Source organism: Mesobacillus boroniphilus (assembly GCF_018424685.1).
In the GTDB taxonomy this organism is placed as follows: Bacteria; Bacillota; Bacilli; order Bacillales; family Cytobacillaceae; genus Mesobacillus; species Mesobacillus boroniphilus_A.
Genome location: NZ_QTKX01000001.1, coordinates 450,388 through 465,109 on the forward strand (window position 1 = coordinate 450,388; position 14,722 = coordinate 465,109).

The following is a 14,722-nucleotide window of genomic DNA, read 5'->3' on the forward strand; positions in this document are numbered from 1 at the left end:
ATTAGATTATCACATTGCCTGTTGGGTTATGAACAAAGCTTCATCAATAAGACTTTTGAACTGGGAATGCAAAGGTAGATGTGCAGCCAACAAAGGTGAAAAGGGCAAAAAAAAAGGTCGGATTCACTCCGAACCTTCAAAGTTATTATTTTCGCGTAATGATGATTACATCATTTTCGATAACTGCTTTTAATTCAGCTGCATCCGGTTCTTCAAGGATAAAGTCCGCGATGGAATCTTCGAGTTGTTCCTGGATGGAGCGGCGAAGAGGGCGTGCACCAAATGCAGGGTGGTATCCTAGCTCAGCAAGCTTTTCCTTTACTTCAGCTTCAACTTCTAGGCTGATGTTCTGCTCTGAAAGTGTGTCCTTCAGTTCAGCAAGCATCAAGTCAACAATTTGAAGAAGATGTCTTTTTTCAAGTGCCTTGAACTCGATGATGCTGTCGAAGCGATTTAGGAATTCTGGCTTGAAGAAGCCTCCCAGGGAATCAAGGATACTTGATTCGTTGACAGCTGTGCTCTGATTGAATCCTACCTTAATTGTTTTATGTCCGACTCCAGCATTGCTTGTCATGATGATAACAGTGTCCTTGAAGCTTACAGTGCGGCCCTGGCTATCAGTCAGGCGGCCATCCTCAAGAATTTGCAGGAACATATGCTGGACGTCTGGGTGTGCCTTCTCGATTTCATCCAGCAGAATGATGCTGTAAGGATTCCGCCTTACTTTTTCGGTCAGTTGACCTGCTTCATCGTGACCTACATAACCAGGAGGTGAACCGATCAACTTGGATACACTGTGCTTTTCCATGTATTCACTCATGTCAAGACGGACCATTGAATCTTTCGAGCCAAACAGCTCTTCCGCCAGTGTCCTTGTTAATTCTGTCTTACCGACACCTGTTGGACCGACGAATAGGAATGATCCAATCGGACGGTTTTTTGATTTCAGTCCAGCACGGCTGCGGCGGATTGCCTTGGCTACTTTCTGTACAGCATCATCCTGTCCGATTACCTTGCCATTAAGGTTCGCGACAAGATTCTTCATCCTTACTTGTTCGTCCTCCTGAAGTTTGCCCACAGGAATTCCTGTCTTCTGTTCGATGATTTCCTGGATATGCAGGACTGTTACAAAAGGAGGTGCTGCATTGCCATTTTCATTTAATGCTTTTTCCAGCTTTGCTTCCTCGTCACGAAGCTTTGCAGCTGTTTCATAGTCTTCCTGCTTCAATGCCTCTTCCTTTTCCTTTGCGATTTCAGCAAGGCGGCTTTCGGCATCATTTTTATTTGTATAATCAGAAACCAGGTTAAGCTTAGAACCAGCTTCATCCATTAAATCAATCGCTTTGTCAGGAAGGAAGCGATCCTGGATATAACGGTGTGAGAGCTGGACACATGCCTTTATCGTTTCTTCCGGAAAGGAAACCTGATGGAAATCTTCGTACTTCGATTGAATTCCCTTCAGGATTTCGACAGCCTCGTCCACTGTTGGTTCGATGACATTTACTGGCTGGAAGCGTCTCTCGAGCGCCGCATCTTTTTCAATTTGACGATATTCCTTCAGAGTTGTTGCACCGACTACCTGAAGCTCACCTCGGGCAAGTGCTGGCTTCAGGATATTACCTGCATCCATGGAACCTTCTGCAGAGCCAGCACCAACAAGCTGATGGATTTCATCAATGAACAAAATGATATTTTTGCGGGCCTGTAATTCAGAAATCAGTTGTTTCATTCTCTCCTCAAATTGGCCGCGAATTCCTGTATTGGAAACCATCGAAGCAACATCTAAAAGATAAACTTCCTTGTTCTTCAGTTTATCAGGGACAGCATCCTCAATAATCTTTAGAGCGAGTCCTTCAGCAATGGCTGTCTTACCTACTCCAGGTTCCCCGATCAGCACAGGATTATTTTTATTCCTCCTATTTAATATCTCGATTACTCGTTTGATTTCTTCGTCTCGTCCAATTACAGGATCAATCAAACCGGTCTTTGCAATTTGGGTCAAGTTTCTCCCATATTGATCGATGAAGCCATTTCTTCCACCAGCAGTTTTCTTAACAGCAGCCGGGCGATGATTAGGTTCTTGATTATTCATATTGCTTGAAAACTGTTTGAACATATCATTAAAAGGCGAGCCACCTAAGCCGGAAAATCCAGACATCGGGCTGCCAAAGGAAGCACCTAATTTTTCTTTTTCTGTTTGGTAGCAATCTTCGCAGAGCATTAAATGCTTCTGATTACCGTTTAAATTTACTCTCAACTGGATATTTGCGTGTTTTTCCTGGCAATTTTGGCAAAGCATTTAAATTCCTCCTTCAAAAATGTAATTTCCATTTAAAATGATCAAAGATTTTTCTTTTGACCTTGACTATCTTTGATCAATTTGAATTTATTATACTTTGACCTAATTTGACTTTCAAGAAGTTTGATTATGGTAATTTTTTGAAATTGTGGTGTTTGAATTACCTTTTAAAAAAAGCTCGTCATGGTTTGTCTATCCTTACATATATTGAGAAGGAGGGAGGGGAACGCTTTGAAGACAAATTGGGGTGCTGCCTTTCAAATCGCTGCTGTTTATGTTGGTACTGTTGTGGGAGCCGGCTTTGCGACCGGGAGGGAAATCGTCGAATTCTTTTCCCGCTTTGGAATATTTGGATTGATTGGGGTTTTCATGGCGGGTTACATTCTTACATATTTGGGTGCAAAATTGATGCGTATTGCAGCGGCAATCGGGGCCCGTTCATATGAAGAAATGAATGTACATTTATTTGGGAAGTTTTTTGGCAGGATCATCAATATTATGATGCTGTTTATGCTGCTAGGGGTTTGTGCCGTTATGCTTTCGGGTGCAGGGGCAGTTTTCGAGGAGCAGCTTGGATTGACAAAATCGCTGGGAATCTTTATCACGATTGCATTGTCACTTGCCGTTATGGTTGTCGGTTTAAAGGGCGTATTTGCTGTCAACACCTTTGTCGTGCCGATGATGATCTTGTTCAGTCTGATCTTATTTTTCCTTTCCGTTAAGTTGCCTGGATTCATTGAACAGGTCGTTTTTATTCCATATGCAGAGGATGGCTGGAAGGCCGTAATCGGACCATTTTCATATACAGCCCTAAACCTGTCGCTTGCCCAGGCAGTGCTTGTTCCTGTTGCAGCAGAGATGAAAGACGATAATACTGTAAAATGGGGAGGAATCCTCGGCGGGATTGCGCTGACTTTAATCCTGCTTTCAAGCCATTTGACCTTAATCATGCTCCCAGGATTCGAAACTTTTGAAATACCGATGGCAGTCGTTATGAAGCAGCTAGCTGCAGGACTTTACTGGATTTTTGTCCTGATTGTATATGGTGAAATATTCACATCTGTAATCGGCAATATTTTTGGCCTTGAAAGGCAGATTCAAAAATATGTCAAGCTGCCAAGCCTACTCGTCGTCTCACTGCTCTTCTTAATTTGTTATTTCATCAGCTTGATCGATTATGGAACACTTCTTTCAATCTTGTACCCAGTTTTTGGCTATATCAGTTTAATCTTTATAGTGTTGTTATGGATGAAACCAGTTAATGAGAATAAATAAAAAAGAAGGGGGGAAGCCCCTTCTTTATTTATTCTCTTTCATGATCGTTTTGGCCATTTCCAGGAATGCGTTGCGATGGTCAGCATCTTCTTTTGTGAATAGAGTCAGTTTTAAAGGTTGTTCCTGATTTTTAATTAAATAAGTTGTTACGATGTCTGATCCGCTTTGAGTTTCCATAGCCCATGCATTGTTGAAGAATGGGTCTTCAGGTTTTTGGGCTTCTTTTACTTCAGGACCTACAGCTGCTAGCTGAGCTTTTGAATTCTCTTCGACTAACGCCCATTCCGCGTCAGCTGGCAGTAATTCTATCCGCATAAACACACTGTCGTCTTCAGTCCACATCAATACATCCTTGTTAGGTTCCTCTGCTGACAATTCATATTCCGGTAAAACATACATAGAGTAATTTTGATTATCATTGTATTTCAAAAAAGCAGTTTGTTCCTTTTGTTCGCCTTTTATTGTATAGGCGATGTTTTGTTCCATTATGCGGATTAATCCCTCTTCATTACTTTTTTCTTGGTCCGTTGTCTTTTGATCTTCTTCATTTTTTTCTGGCGCAGCAGCCGGCTGGGCTGCAGGTGCCTTATCTGTCGGTTTGGATTCTTCTTGAGAACCACAGCCTGCAATGATTAGTGCTGAAAATCCGATTACCGCAAAAGGTTTCGCTAATTTGTTCATGCCTAATTGCCCCCTGTTATTTCGATTGGTGATTTCTACATTTTTAGACGGAATAGATTAATGAAAGTTACAGTACTTGCCGCTTTTACAAAATATCATGGACAGGCAGATAGGACAATAATGAAAATGACCCATAAGCCAATGATCGGCATGGGTCACTTTGAGTTGGAATTCTAATTATTTGCAATTTAGCTAAGAGGAAGAAAAACAAATAGTAATAAATCAAAGACGATGTGAGAGACAATAACGAGTGGCATGCTCCGTTTCCATGCATATAAAATACTCCACGACAGCCCTGCGATAATTGCAGCCAACACGAGAATGAACTCTCCAGAATAGAGATGGACAGAAGCATATAAAATAACAGAAAGACCAATCGAAATTTTCACACTAAAGTATTTGCTGAGTCGTTTTTGGATAAATCCTCGCCAAAAGATTTCTTCACCAGGTGCAAGTATTAACACCAAGACGAGATAATGCCAGAATAAGTCAGGTGAGAATCTGCTGTATAGACGCGAGATTTGGTTGGCGAAGGGTAAATTGAGCACCTCGATCAGGAAGCTCCCAAGCCAAAAGAGGCCAAACAAACCGAGACCCGAAGCAACCCCTAGCGTTAAGTAAGAGAGTGTTGAGGTATTGTCCTCGATTTCTTCGTGTATGATGGAGTAACTAATCAGAACCAGCATCGAAGCTGTGAATATATACCAGAATACGTCTTTATCCTCGAAGGTAAAAAATAGTAGTAGATGCGCGATCAAAATACCAAGAATTAATCTGCGATCCGCTATCCAATTCTTCATTTTTCATATAACCCCTTTCCAGAAACAAAATTTATTGTACCAAATAATTCATTAAAATTGTAAGGAAATGATTTCTTCCAGATGGGGCATGGTAATAATGAACGAAAATTTGAATGGAGGGAAGATCATGTCAGAATCAAAGCGCGAGAGGGAGCGTAATTGGACTGTCCGAAAACAGGATCAGCATCCGCATGGAAAAGTAAAATCCTTTAAAGAACTTGCTGGCAAGGAAAATAAAGAATAAAGAAGAAAAAGCAGCTTAGGCTGCTTTTCTCTTCTTGGCTTTCATATATTAATAGGCTGTTTCTTTAACAATTTTATAGTTTTTATGATTGATGACAGTGCGTTGATCGAGCTCCAAATCCCGGAAATTGTTCATATATGTCAAATCAACAATAACTGAGTTTTCATTGACTTTTTCTACGACACCTTGCAATCCTGCTTTGAATTCGATTACATTTCCAACTTCGGCTTTCTTCAAATAAACTCGCTCCTTCGTTATATTTCGAATTACTAACATTTTGCCTTAATTTTCACCTAGCGTAAAGGAAAATCAGTATTAAATTTCAAATGTTCACGAAACTTTCATTTTATAAAAGTTAGAAAATTCAATTTATATAACCTATTATATAGAAAAATTACATGTGCATCCAGATAAAATTTAAAATGTTTTCCATTTACAAATTTAGAAACATGGGAAAGAAAAATAATTGGAATTTGCAAATTGATTAATAGGAGATAAAATAGTTTTAGTTTATGAAACAAGGGGTGGTTATTTTGGATAAAGAACAGGCTGTCCGAATGCTGGAAAGTTTGAAAAATAAAGAAGTAGAAGAAATCTTTGTCGCGAAACAGGATTTTATGGATTTTCGTGAATTGTTGGTAGTAAGGCAAGATTTTAAGCACATCAGGGGTATCGCTCAAAGAGGTGGCGATGTCATCTTTAGATATATGGATGAAGCGAGGAGTTAAATTCAAAAAAAACTAACGGCTAGGGTAAATTTTTACTATCCCTATTAGTGGAATAGTAGTAAAATATTAACACAGACTGATGAGGTGATTCGTTGATGGAAACTTTGTGCCCTGAAAAGATAATGGTAGAAATCGAACACAAACGGAGAGAAATGATTTCAGCCGCTAAGGAAACAGGTTTTCTAAGCGTACAAACCATATCAGCCAGCCAGGAGCTTGATAAGCTTTTAAATATTATTCAGGAAGAACTGCATGTTTTTCAAAAAAAATTTCCGGGGGAGCACTAAAAAGTGTTCCTTTTTATTTGGATAAAATTGGTTGAAAATTCACATTTTTACTTTCGGGTGTTAAACTTTTCATAAGTCTTTTAAAGAAGGCAGTTTTTGCTTTGATTTGTTGCTTTTCGAACATGAACTTTTTACCACATTATTAAAGGTATCGGGGCTCTTTTCGAGAAGGCTACTGAACAAGGGCTGCAATCCTACTCGTAAAAACCCAGGTGCCGGCTTTTACTTTTCGTTGAAAAAGCAACGAAGTTTATGAAAAGAGCGTTACAAAAAGAAGACATGAGTTCATTCGCAATGGGGGAAAGAGAAATGGAAATAGTAAACAAACTAGAGCAGCTAAAAGAAGAAATTAGGAAAAATGTGGTTGGGCGTGATCATGAGGTAGAGATGATGGTCATAGCTCTATTGAATAATGGCCATATTCTCATGGAAAGCGTGCCAGGAACGGGGAAAACATTGCTTGCTAAAACATTTGCCAGGACGATAAGCGGTCATTTCTCAAGAATCCAATTCACACCGGACGTTTTGCCTAGTGATATTACAGGGATCCAGTTTTTTAATCCAAAACTTCAGGAGTTCGAATTAAAACCGGGTCCAATTGTCACCAATATTCTTCTGGCAGATGAAATCAACCGTGCAACACCAAGAACCCAGTCAAGCCTGCTGGAGGCAATGGAGGAACATCAGGTAACCATCGATGGCCATTCGATTTCCTTAAAATCGCCTTTCCTCGTTATTGCAACCCAGAATCCTGTAGAATCACAGCAGGGGACATTCCAGCTTCCGGTCGCACAGATGGACCGTTTCTTTATTAAGTTGGCTCTTGGGTATCCAGAAATAAATGAAGAGAGGGAAATGATAAAAAAACATAGATTTGGAACTGTAGTGTCAGAAGTCAACTCCGTTATAAGCGAAGAGGATATCAATTCTTTAAAGCAGGAACTCAGGAATGTGAAGTTAACTAAAGTGGTTGAAGAGTATCTATTGCAAATCACCCGGAAAACAAGGAAACATTCTTCAATAGAATTAGGGATTAGTCCTAGGGGAACGCTTGCTTTAGTGAAGGCTGCACAAGGAAGAGCCCTCATAAAAGGGCGTAGCTATGTTGTTCCAAATGATGTGAAAGAGATGGCCCCCTTCGTGTTAGGACACAGGATTTATTTGTCTGCGGAGGCTTCGCTGACATTGACACCAGAAAAAGTAATTGAGGATTTGCTGGAATCCATTCCGCTTCCGGTAGAATTCGAGGTTTAAGCCAATGCAATGGAAAAAAATCGTCATTGAGGACCGCTTTCTATCCATATTGGCCTTTCTAGGTATCCTATTACTGATTGCGAGTTTTTACATGAATTCCTTGCTGATGTTTGGAACTGGCCTGATGATCATTTTTATTGCAGCTGGGAATTCCTACTATCTGAAACATATTGGTGAAGGCTTGTTTTTCGATAATGACCGTAAGCGTAATCGGTTTTTCATCGGAGACAAAGGGGAGTGGTGCCTTCAGTTTCTCAATCAAGGCCTTCCAATTATGAAAGGCAATCTCTCCATCTATTTTGATAATGCGGTTGTCCCGGTTTCTGGCGAGTATCATATTCATTCTTCAAGAGTTGATGTCAGCCTGCCGTTCTCGTTGGGACAAAAAGAAAAAATCAACATCAATATTCCTTTTGTCGCTGAAAAGCGAGGATCATCAAAAATAAGAAAAATGGAGCTCCATATCCCGCATTTCTTTGGATTCGGAGATACGATTCTTGAGTTTACAGACGTTATCAATATAGAGGCATTAGTCTATCCAAGGGCTATTTCAGTGCGTAATATCGATAAACATAAGTCAGTTAAGCCTGGCCACAGCCCGTCCTTTTTCTCTGTGTTTGAAGATAATATGGGGCCAATCGGAACAAGAGATTATCTGCCGACAGACAGCTTCAACAGGATCGACTGGAATGCAAGTGCAAGGAAAATGACCTTGCAGACGAAGGAATATGAACGGATCAATGAGGCAGGTGCTGTTTTGTTCATTAATGTTACTGACGGGTATTCAGTGACTAGCAATCTGGAATTTTTGATGAGCAGCACAGCAGAAATGGCCTACTTTTTTCATGGGAGGAATATTCCCTTCTCGCTCTGCATGAATATCAGGTCTGCTGGCTTTACACCATTTACTTATCTGCCATTAGGGTCTGGCAAAGACCATCTTCAGAAGCTGCTTGATTTACTGGCAATAGCAGATTTCCATTCACCAACGATTCCTCATGAACAGCTGCTGTTTTTTTACAAACTGCATTTACCGATTGCCCCTACCATGATACATGCTGGAATCCGTACAAAAGGAGCAGATGGATATATCCAAGAATGGATTAGAGAAGGAGTTCAGGTATTCGAGCTGCAAATAGATAATGAACATGCTTTCCTGGAGCCAATGAAAATTATGTTGAAGGATGTGGCGGGCAAATGAAAAACAGAGTCTTAAATGTCTTTTTTCGCTTTTATATAGAATGGACCTTTGCAAGTCTCATTCTTGTGATATTTCATTTGCTATCTTCACAGGTAATGCCTTTACTTGCAGCCATGGGAATAGCTGCTGCAGCCTCTATGCTTTTTACGGTTTTATTGGAGCTGAAACCACATCTTGCAAAACCATTGTATTTTCTGGTGATCATGCCTCTTCTCTTCGTGGCAGGCAACTTGAGCAATCTAGAGATTTTTTATTTAGGGATTATGGCAATATTGATTTTTTCGAGGGTGCTTAAGTTCCATCAGGATTCTACAAGTCATTCAGAAAGTGTTTGGCTTGTCGTCACATTTCTGATCGGGGTTTTCGTTTCACCGCTTGCTTATTTTTATGGCGAGTCATACTTAATTCAAATCGTGTTCCTTTTAATCTTTCAGCTGCTGTTTGTATTATCGGGGCAATTTTTGCTGAAGTGGATGGATATTAAACTGGGTTCCAAAAAAAGATTTGTTGTCACCTACTCAAAGCTGCTGGGGTTTATTTTGCTCCTGGTTGCGGTATTAACGTTTGGAAGAGATCTACTGAAGCAAATTTTCTTTATTGTCCTCCAAGTGATAGGGTGGATGCTCTCTCTTCTGTTATATCCTTTTTTTGCCTGGATTGCTTCTCCAGCTATGCAAGCACGGGCCAACAAAGTATTCTCTGGGCAATTGCCCAATATGGAGAATGACATACCTTTTGAACAGTCCAGGCAGGTTTTCGATCCGGATTTTTGGGGACCTATTCTGTTTGTAATAATAATTGGACTTGCTTTTTACTTAATTTATAAAAAAACCAATTTATTTAGCAGGCAGACAAAGGAAGAAGCAGTACAGGCAGGGTTTTTCACCACCACCTCCATTGATGGTCCAGCAAACAGTGGCCATCTCACAAGAAGGCGGACAGTAGTACCAAGCAACCTTATAAGGAAGGAAATTTTCCAGCTTGAAAAATATGCCTATAAAAAGGAGCTGGGACGGCTTAACCATGAAGATGTCAAGGAATGGTTCGAAAGACTCGGCATCCATTATGAGCCACGTACCATCCAGACCTACGAAAGGGTTCGATATGGCGAGCATTTGGATGAAAATATTGATAGCTGGTTTAAGGATGAAATCAAAACAATAAAAAAACAGTTCAACGCACTGGAAAAATTACGGAAGGAAGAGAGCAAAACAGGATTGAAGGATAACATAAAGAATATCTTCAGACGATAAAATAACCTCTTGTCACAATTTCGATAAAATGAAAACGTTTTACTAAAAAAAAATGCTCTAAACCTTTAAAAATCAATGTTTTTTCATTGTCTAACCCTATCCAAAATGCTATTCTTTTGTGTGGGATGCCAATCCGAATTTCTTCGGAAATGATTGGAAACAATATATGGTGTGAAAGAACAATACAAATGGGTAAAATACAAATATCATTTTAGCTAGGCCTGAGTTTTGACCTTTCGCTGAATTGAACCATTTAGTTTGGAAGGCATCATGTATGGTCATCTTAATCATCTATTTAAAAGGAGAATGATATAGTATGGTACAAAAACAATTCAAGGTTGTTGCTGAAACAGGAATTCACGCACGCCCTGCTACGATGCTTGTACAAGCTGCTAGCAAGTTCGATTCAGAAATCCACTTAGAATATAAAGAAAAAAAGGTAAACCTTAAGTCAATCATGGGTGTAATGTCATTAGGTATCGGCCAGGGAGCAGAAATCACGATCATCGCTGAAGGAAGCGACGAGCAGGATGCTCTTAACACACTAGAAGAAGCTCTTAAAAAAGAAGGTTTAGCTGAATAATGGGCTTTCTCCAGGGAATTGCCGCTTCAAACGGCATTGCGATCGCGAAAGCCTATAAGCTTGTCGAACCAGATTTTTCTTTTGAAAAAAGAACAATCGATGCTCCAACTGATGAAATTGCGCGTTTCCAGTCAGCGCTTCAGACTTCAAAAGCTGAGCTTGAAAAAATCCGTGATCATGCCGGAACGGCTTTAGGTGCTGATAAAGCAGCGATTTTTGATGCTCATCTTCTAGTATTGAGCGATCCAGAATTAATTTCACCCATTGAAGATAAAATCAAAACTGAAAATGTCAATGCGGAACATGCATTGAAAGAAACGGCTGATATGTTCATCGGCATGTTCGAGTCGATGGACAATGAATATATGAAAGAGCGTGCAGCAGATATCCGCGACGTGACGAAGCGTGTATTGGCCAACCTGTTGGGAATCCAGATCCCGAATCCTAGCATGATCGCGGAAGAAGTAGTCATCGTGGCAGAGGATTTGACTCCTTCAGATACTGCTCAATTGAATCGCCAATTTGTAAAGGGCTTTACTACGAATATTGGGGGACGCACTTCCCATTCTGCAATCATGGCACGATCAATGGAAATTCCTGCAGTGGTAGGGACCAAGGCAGCTACAGAAGAAATCAACAACGGTGATATCGTTGTTGTTGATGGATTGAAAGGTGAAGTGCACTTCAATCCGACTCCTGAAGTGCTTGAAGCCTTTAAGAAGACTCAGGAAGATTTCGAAAAACAAAAAGCTGAATGGGCTAAGCTAGTTAATGAAAAATCTGTAACAGCAGATGGCCACCACGTAGAGCTTGCTGCCAATATTGGAACGCCTAAGGATTTAAAAGGTGTAGTTGAGAATGGCGGCGAGGGAGTAGGCCTTTACCGTACAGAATTCCTTTATATGGACAGGGACCAGCTTCCTACAGAAGAGGAACAATATACAGCTTATAAGGCAGTGCTTGAAGGCATGGAAGGCAAGCCAGTCGTTGTCCGTACATTGGATATAGGCGGAGATAAAGAGCTTCCATATTTAAACCTGCCTAAAGAAATGAATCCGTTCCTTGGCTTCAGGGCAATCCGCCTTTGCCTTGAGGAAGTGGATATTTTCCGCACACAATTGCGCGCTCTTTTACGTGCCAGTGTGCATGGCAACCTGAAGGTTATGTTCCCAATGATCGCTACTCTTAATGAGTTCAGGGAAGCAAAAGCGATGCTTGAAGAAGAAAAAGCGAAGTTAATTGAGGAAGGCATCGAGGTTGCTGAGCATATCGAACTCGGCATCATGGTTGAGATTCCTTCCACTGCAGTCCTAGCAGACCAATTCGCAAAGGAAGTCGACTTCTTCAGCATCGGAACAAATGACTTGATTCAATACACAATGGCAGCGGACAGGATGAATCAGCAAGTATCATACTTGTACCAGCCATACAACCCATCAATCCTTCGCCTTGTAAAAATGGTCATTGATGCAGCTCATAAAGAAGGCAAGTGGGCTGGAATGTGCGGAGAAATGGCCGGAGACGAAACGGCGATACCAATCCTGCTTGGCCTTGGCCTTGACGAGTTCTCCATGAGTGCGTCTTCAATCCTGAAAGCACGCTCACTGATCAGGAACTTAAACAAAGCAGATATGGAAAAACTGGCTTCAAGCGTGCTGAATATGAGCACAACAGAAGAAGTGGTAGAAGCAGTAAACCAGGCAATTTCTTTGTAACATAATTGTAATATAAAAAATGTTTTAACCTATATAGAGCGGGTATAGATGAGTAAGCACTTTGGTTAGACTGAAAGTAAGCTAATCATTCTCATTTTCCCCCAGATTTGGCCGGCTGTTCATCAGCCGGCATTTTTTTGTGCTTAAAAGCCTTTAAGTGCAATCTAAAAAGGTTGGGAAGTACAGGAGAAATATGAGAAGCTGTCAGAAGAAAGAGCAACTTCGGACAGGTTCAGAAAGTCCTCATTACGGCCCTCTTAAGGCTGTAGAATACAAAAAGCTGCCGGAAAGGCAGCTTCTATACTTTAAAAGGATTCTTCCATTCCATCAGCATCCCATAATTCAAGGATTCCTCATCCTCAAGATAGTTTGCTACAGGTTTGACCGGTGTTCGTCCGCATCGCAGCAAAAAGGAAACAACTGGGTCCTTCAAAGCACCTTCTAGCACCTTGTCTACATACTGGTCAATGGACATGACATTGGAGTGTATTTGATATCCTGGCATCCGGCCACCACCCAATAGTCTTTCGAGCCTTAATTGCACGACCGTCTCATACATAGCTTGCATCATCCATTTTCCAAGACCAAGCTTGCGATAAGCGGGACTTATGCAAATGTCGACAATGTAAAGGGTATTGCCTTCCGGATCATGATTCCTTATATACCCATTATCCGTTATTTCAGCCCAGGAATGGTCCTCGTCGTCATTTTCTAAATGAACAACCAATCCAGTAATTGAACCAGCAATCCTGCTGTCGATTTCCACACAGAGCGCACCTTCCGGAAATAAACTTATATGGTTGGTCAGCTGTTCGGCATTCCACAAGAGTTCTTCAGGAAACGGAGGCGGGAAGGACTCTTTCTGTACCTGGATCAACTGGTCAAAATCATCTTTTGTGTAGTTTCGGATGATCGCTTTTACCGGTTTGTTGCTGTCATAAACATATAGCTCTTTATAAAACATATCCGCACCTCAATAATACAGTATAGAAAAAGTATATAAAGATTTCCAGCGCAACGTCAAATCATTAAACGCAAGAAAAGTATGTTCTTCACTGGATATACGAGTTGCATCCCTTTCCAGGTTAAGACTAACTCGATATTATAGGTTTGGGATCAATACAGTCAGGGTAAACTATTGATGCGCATAGAATGGTAGATCGTTCTGGAGGCCGAGGAGTAAACTCTCGGCCTTTTCTTATGGATAATGTTAAAATAAATCTAAAATCTATAAGGGGAGAAGGAATACATATGCTGTCTAAAGAAGATACGGTAATCGGTTTTATTGGTACTGGAGTTATGGGAAAAAGTATGGCAGGCCATCTGCTAGATGCAGGTTACCAGCTAACCGTATATACACGAACACAGGAAAAGGCTGCGGATTTGCTAGAAAAGGGAGCAGTATGGTCAGATTCACCGCATGATGTAGCACAGAAGGCAGATGTGATTTTTACAATCGTTGGCTATCCTTCAGATGTGGAAGAAGTGTATCTTGGGGAAGATGGCATCATTGCCAATGCCAAGCCAGGCAGTTATTTAATTGATATGACCACTTCGACTCCGTCCCTTGCCCAAAAGATTTATGAACAGGCAAAAGAGAAAGGGATTCATGCAATTGATGCGCCTGTTTCCGGTGGGGATGTCGGTGCCCGTGAAGCAAGGCTTGCAATCATGGCAGGTGGCGATGATGAGGCTTTTCTTCAAGTAGAACCCCTGCTTAATATCCTTGGAACGAATATTGTTCACCAGGGTAAGGCTGGTGCTGGGCAGCATACGAAAATGTGTAACCAGATTGCGATTGCTTCCAATATGATCGGTGTATGCGAAGCGATTATCTATGCAGAAAAAGCTGGCCTTGATCCGGAATCCGTATTGAAGAGCATCTCTTCGGGTGCAGCAGGCAGCTGGTCGCTTTCCAACCTTGCACCAAGGATGATTGATGGCAATTTTGAGCCCGGATTTTACATCAAGCACTTTATCAAGGACATGAAAATCGCCCTGGACGAAGCGAAACGGATGGATATGGAAGTGCCAGGACTTTCTTTGGCATTGTCGTTATACGAGCAAATTGCCAACAAAGGCGAAGAAAACAGCGGTACACAGGCATTATATAAGTACTGGAAACAATCATAATATTTTCTAGTCATAGACTCCCCTCCCGGAAAAAATACTAAAACCTAAAGGAGGGGATTTCTATGGCTAAAAGGACGAAAAAGAACGACCCGCAGCAAAAGAACAAAAAGGGTTTTGACTCTGCTGTAATTGATTCTGAGTTCTCACATGAAATTGGCAGTGCAGCAACGAATAAGATCCATAAGGATAAGGCAAAAAAAGAGAAAGCTCCTAAGAATAACGGAAAATACAAGGGATAATAAAAAGCCGTTCCTGATGAGGGACGGCTT

16 protein-coding genes are annotated in these 14,722 nt (G+C 41.0%); 11 read left to right on the forward strand and 5 right to left on the reverse strand.

From position 1 onward, the window contains the following. Positions 1-145 precede the first annotated feature (145 nt). Entirely contained in the window at positions 146-2,299 is a 2,154-nt protein-coding gene (locus DYI25_RS02185) for an ATP-dependent Clp protease ATP-binding subunit (RefSeq protein ID WP_213366545.1), read from the reverse strand. Between the two features lie 231 nt (positions 2,300-2,530). Here DYI25_RS02185 and DYI25_RS02190 point away from each other — a divergent pair, with 231 nt between their 5' ends. Then, positions 2,531-3,574: a YkvI family membrane protein gene (locus DYI25_RS02190; protein ID WP_213366548.1), complete on the forward strand. Its 1,044-nt coding sequence runs from the start codon at positions 2,531-2,533 to the stop codon at positions 3,572-3,574. A gap of 24 nt (positions 3,575-3,598) precedes the next feature. On the opposite strand, the gene DYI25_RS02195 is transcribed toward DYI25_RS02190, so the two are convergent. Both DYI25_RS02195 and DYI25_RS02200 read right to left on the reverse strand, forming a co-directional pair. Then, the gene (locus tag DYI25_RS02195) at positions 3,599-4,255 is read right to left on the reverse strand and encodes a hypothetical protein (RefSeq protein ID WP_213366552.1); all 657 of its coding nucleotides are present in this window, start codon (positions 4,253-4,255) and stop codon (positions 3,599-3,601) included. A 188-nt stretch (positions 4,256-4,443) separates the two neighbouring features. Next, complete coding sequence (locus DYI25_RS02200; protein WP_213366555.1) at positions 4,444-5,055, reverse strand: CPBP family intramembrane glutamic endopeptidase; 612 nt, start codon at positions 5,053-5,055, stop codon at positions 4,444-4,446. A gap of 127 nt (positions 5,056-5,182) precedes the next feature. Here DYI25_RS02200 and DYI25_RS22360 point away from each other — a divergent pair, with 127 nt between their 5' ends. Continuing rightward, positions 5,183-5,299, forward strand: a complete 117-nt coding sequence (locus tag DYI25_RS22360) for a DUF6254 family protein (RefSeq protein WP_225650320.1) — start codon at positions 5,183-5,185, stop codon at positions 5,297-5,299. Positions 5,300-5,347: 48 nt separating this feature from the next. On the opposite strand, the gene DYI25_RS02205 is transcribed toward DYI25_RS22360, so the two are convergent. After that, positions 5,348-5,536 (reverse strand): YkvS family protein, encoded by a 189-nt coding sequence (locus DYI25_RS02205; protein ID WP_213366558.1) that lies wholly within the window; start codon positions 5,534-5,536, stop codon positions 5,348-5,350. A 296-nt stretch (positions 5,537-5,832) separates the two neighbouring features. On the opposite strand from DYI25_RS02205, the gene DYI25_RS02210 reads away from it, so the two are divergent. From DYI25_RS02210 to ptsP, 7 genes are all read left to right on the forward strand, one after another. Next, on the forward strand, positions 5,833-6,027 hold the full coding sequence (locus DYI25_RS02210; RefSeq protein ID WP_213366561.1) for a hypothetical protein: 195 nt from the start codon (positions 5,833-5,835) through the stop codon (positions 6,025-6,027). 95 nt (positions 6,028-6,122) lie between these two features. After that, positions 6,123-6,314: an aspartyl-phosphate phosphatase Spo0E family protein gene (locus DYI25_RS02215; RefSeq protein WP_249745212.1), complete on the forward strand. Its 192-nt coding sequence runs from the start codon at positions 6,123-6,125 to the stop codon at positions 6,312-6,314. A gap of 309 nt (positions 6,315-6,623) precedes the next feature. Further along, the gene (locus DYI25_RS02220) at positions 6,624-7,568 is read left to right on the forward strand and encodes an AAA family ATPase (RefSeq protein WP_213366564.1); all 945 of its coding nucleotides are present in this window, start codon (positions 6,624-6,626) and stop codon (positions 7,566-7,568) included. A 4-nt stretch (positions 7,569-7,572) separates the two neighbouring features. Next, on the forward strand, positions 7,573-8,769 hold the full coding sequence (locus DYI25_RS02225; RefSeq protein WP_213366567.1) for a DUF58 domain-containing protein: 1,197 nt from the start codon (positions 7,573-7,575) through the stop codon (positions 8,767-8,769). Beyond that, a complete protein-coding gene (locus DYI25_RS02230; protein ID WP_213366570.1) occupies positions 8,766-10,022 on the forward strand; it encodes a hypothetical protein in 1,257 nt (418 codons plus the stop codon). Before DYI25_RS02225 ends, DYI25_RS02230 begins: the two co-directional genes overlap by 4 nt. Positions 10,023-10,338: 316 nt before the next feature. Next, positions 10,339-10,605 (forward strand): phosphocarrier protein HPr, encoded by a 267-nt coding sequence (locus DYI25_RS02235; RefSeq protein ID WP_213366573.1) that lies wholly within the window; start codon positions 10,339-10,341, stop codon positions 10,603-10,605. Next, the gene (gene ptsP / locus DYI25_RS02240) at positions 10,605-12,320 is read left to right on the forward strand and encodes a phosphoenolpyruvate--protein phosphotransferase (RefSeq protein ID WP_213366575.1); all 1,716 of its coding nucleotides are present in this window, start codon (positions 10,605-10,607) and stop codon (positions 12,318-12,320) included. The genes DYI25_RS02235 and ptsP overlap by 1 nt, the downstream gene beginning before the upstream one ends. Before the next feature lie 298 nt (positions 12,321-12,618). Here the strand turns inward: ptsP and DYI25_RS02245 are convergent, their stop codons facing one another. After that, positions 12,619-13,284: a GNAT family N-acetyltransferase gene (locus DYI25_RS02245; RefSeq protein WP_213366578.1), complete on the reverse strand. Its 666-nt coding sequence runs from the start codon at positions 13,282-13,284 to the stop codon at positions 12,619-12,621. 287 nt (positions 13,285-13,571) lie between these two features. On the opposite strand from DYI25_RS02245, the gene DYI25_RS02250 reads away from it, so the two are divergent. After that, on the forward strand, positions 13,572-14,453 hold the full coding sequence (locus tag DYI25_RS02250; protein WP_213366580.1) for an NAD(P)-dependent oxidoreductase: 882 nt from the start codon (positions 13,572-13,574) through the stop codon (positions 14,451-14,453). A 62-nt stretch (positions 14,454-14,515) separates the two neighbouring features. Further along, positions 14,516-14,692 (forward strand): hypothetical protein, encoded by a 177-nt coding sequence (locus DYI25_RS02255; protein ID WP_167831916.1) that lies wholly within the window; start codon positions 14,516-14,518, stop codon positions 14,690-14,692. The last annotated feature ends 30 nt before the right edge of the window (positions 14,693-14,722 follow it).

Excerpts from the sequence above, each read along its gene's own strand:
- DYI25_RS02250 (WP_213366580.1), top strand. The coding sequence starts at position 13,572 with ATGCTGTCTAAAGAAGATACGGTAATCGGTTTTATTGGTACTGGAGTT.
- DYI25_RS02220 (WP_213366564.1), top strand. The coding sequence starts at position 6,624 with ATGGAAATAGTAAACAAACTAGAGCAGCTAAAAGAAGAAATTAGGAAA.
- DYI25_RS02225 (WP_213366567.1), top strand. The coding sequence starts at position 7,573 with ATGCAATGGAAAAAAATCGTCATTGAGGACCGCTTTCTATCCATATTG.
- DYI25_RS02230 (WP_213366570.1), top strand. The coding sequence starts at position 8,766 with ATGAAAAACAGAGTCTTAAATGTCTTTTTTCGCTTTTATATAGAATGG.
- DYI25_RS02215 (WP_249745212.1), top strand. The coding sequence starts at position 6,123 with ATGGAAACTTTGTGCCCTGAAAAGATAATGGTAGAAATCGAACACAAA.
- DYI25_RS02245 (WP_213366578.1), bottom strand. The coding sequence starts at position 13,284 with ATGTTTTATAAAGAGCTATATGTTTATGACAGCAACAAACCGGTAAAA.
- DYI25_RS02235 (WP_213366573.1), top strand. The coding sequence starts at position 10,339 with ATGGTACAAAAACAATTCAAGGTTGTTGCTGAAACAGGAATTCACGCA.
- DYI25_RS02195 (WP_213366552.1), bottom strand. The coding sequence starts at position 4,255 with ATGAACAAATTAGCGAAACCTTTTGCGGTAATCGGATTTTCAGCACTA.
- DYI25_RS02255 (WP_167831916.1), top strand. The coding sequence starts at position 14,516 with ATGGCTAAAAGGACGAAAAAGAACGACCCGCAGCAAAAGAACAAAAAG.
- ptsP (WP_213366575.1), top strand. The coding sequence starts at position 10,605 with ATGGGCTTTCTCCAGGGAATTGCCGCTTCAAACGGCATTGCGATCGCG.
- DYI25_RS02185 (WP_213366545.1), bottom strand. The coding sequence starts at position 2,299 with ATGCTTTGCCAAAATTGCCAGGAAAAACACGCAAATATCCAGTTGAGA.
- DYI25_RS22360 (WP_225650320.1), top strand. The coding sequence starts at position 5,183 with ATGTCAGAATCAAAGCGCGAGAGGGAGCGTAATTGGACTGTCCGAAAA.
- DYI25_RS02200 (WP_213366555.1), bottom strand. The coding sequence starts at position 5,055 with ATGAAGAATTGGATAGCGGATCGCAGATTAATTCTTGGTATTTTGATC.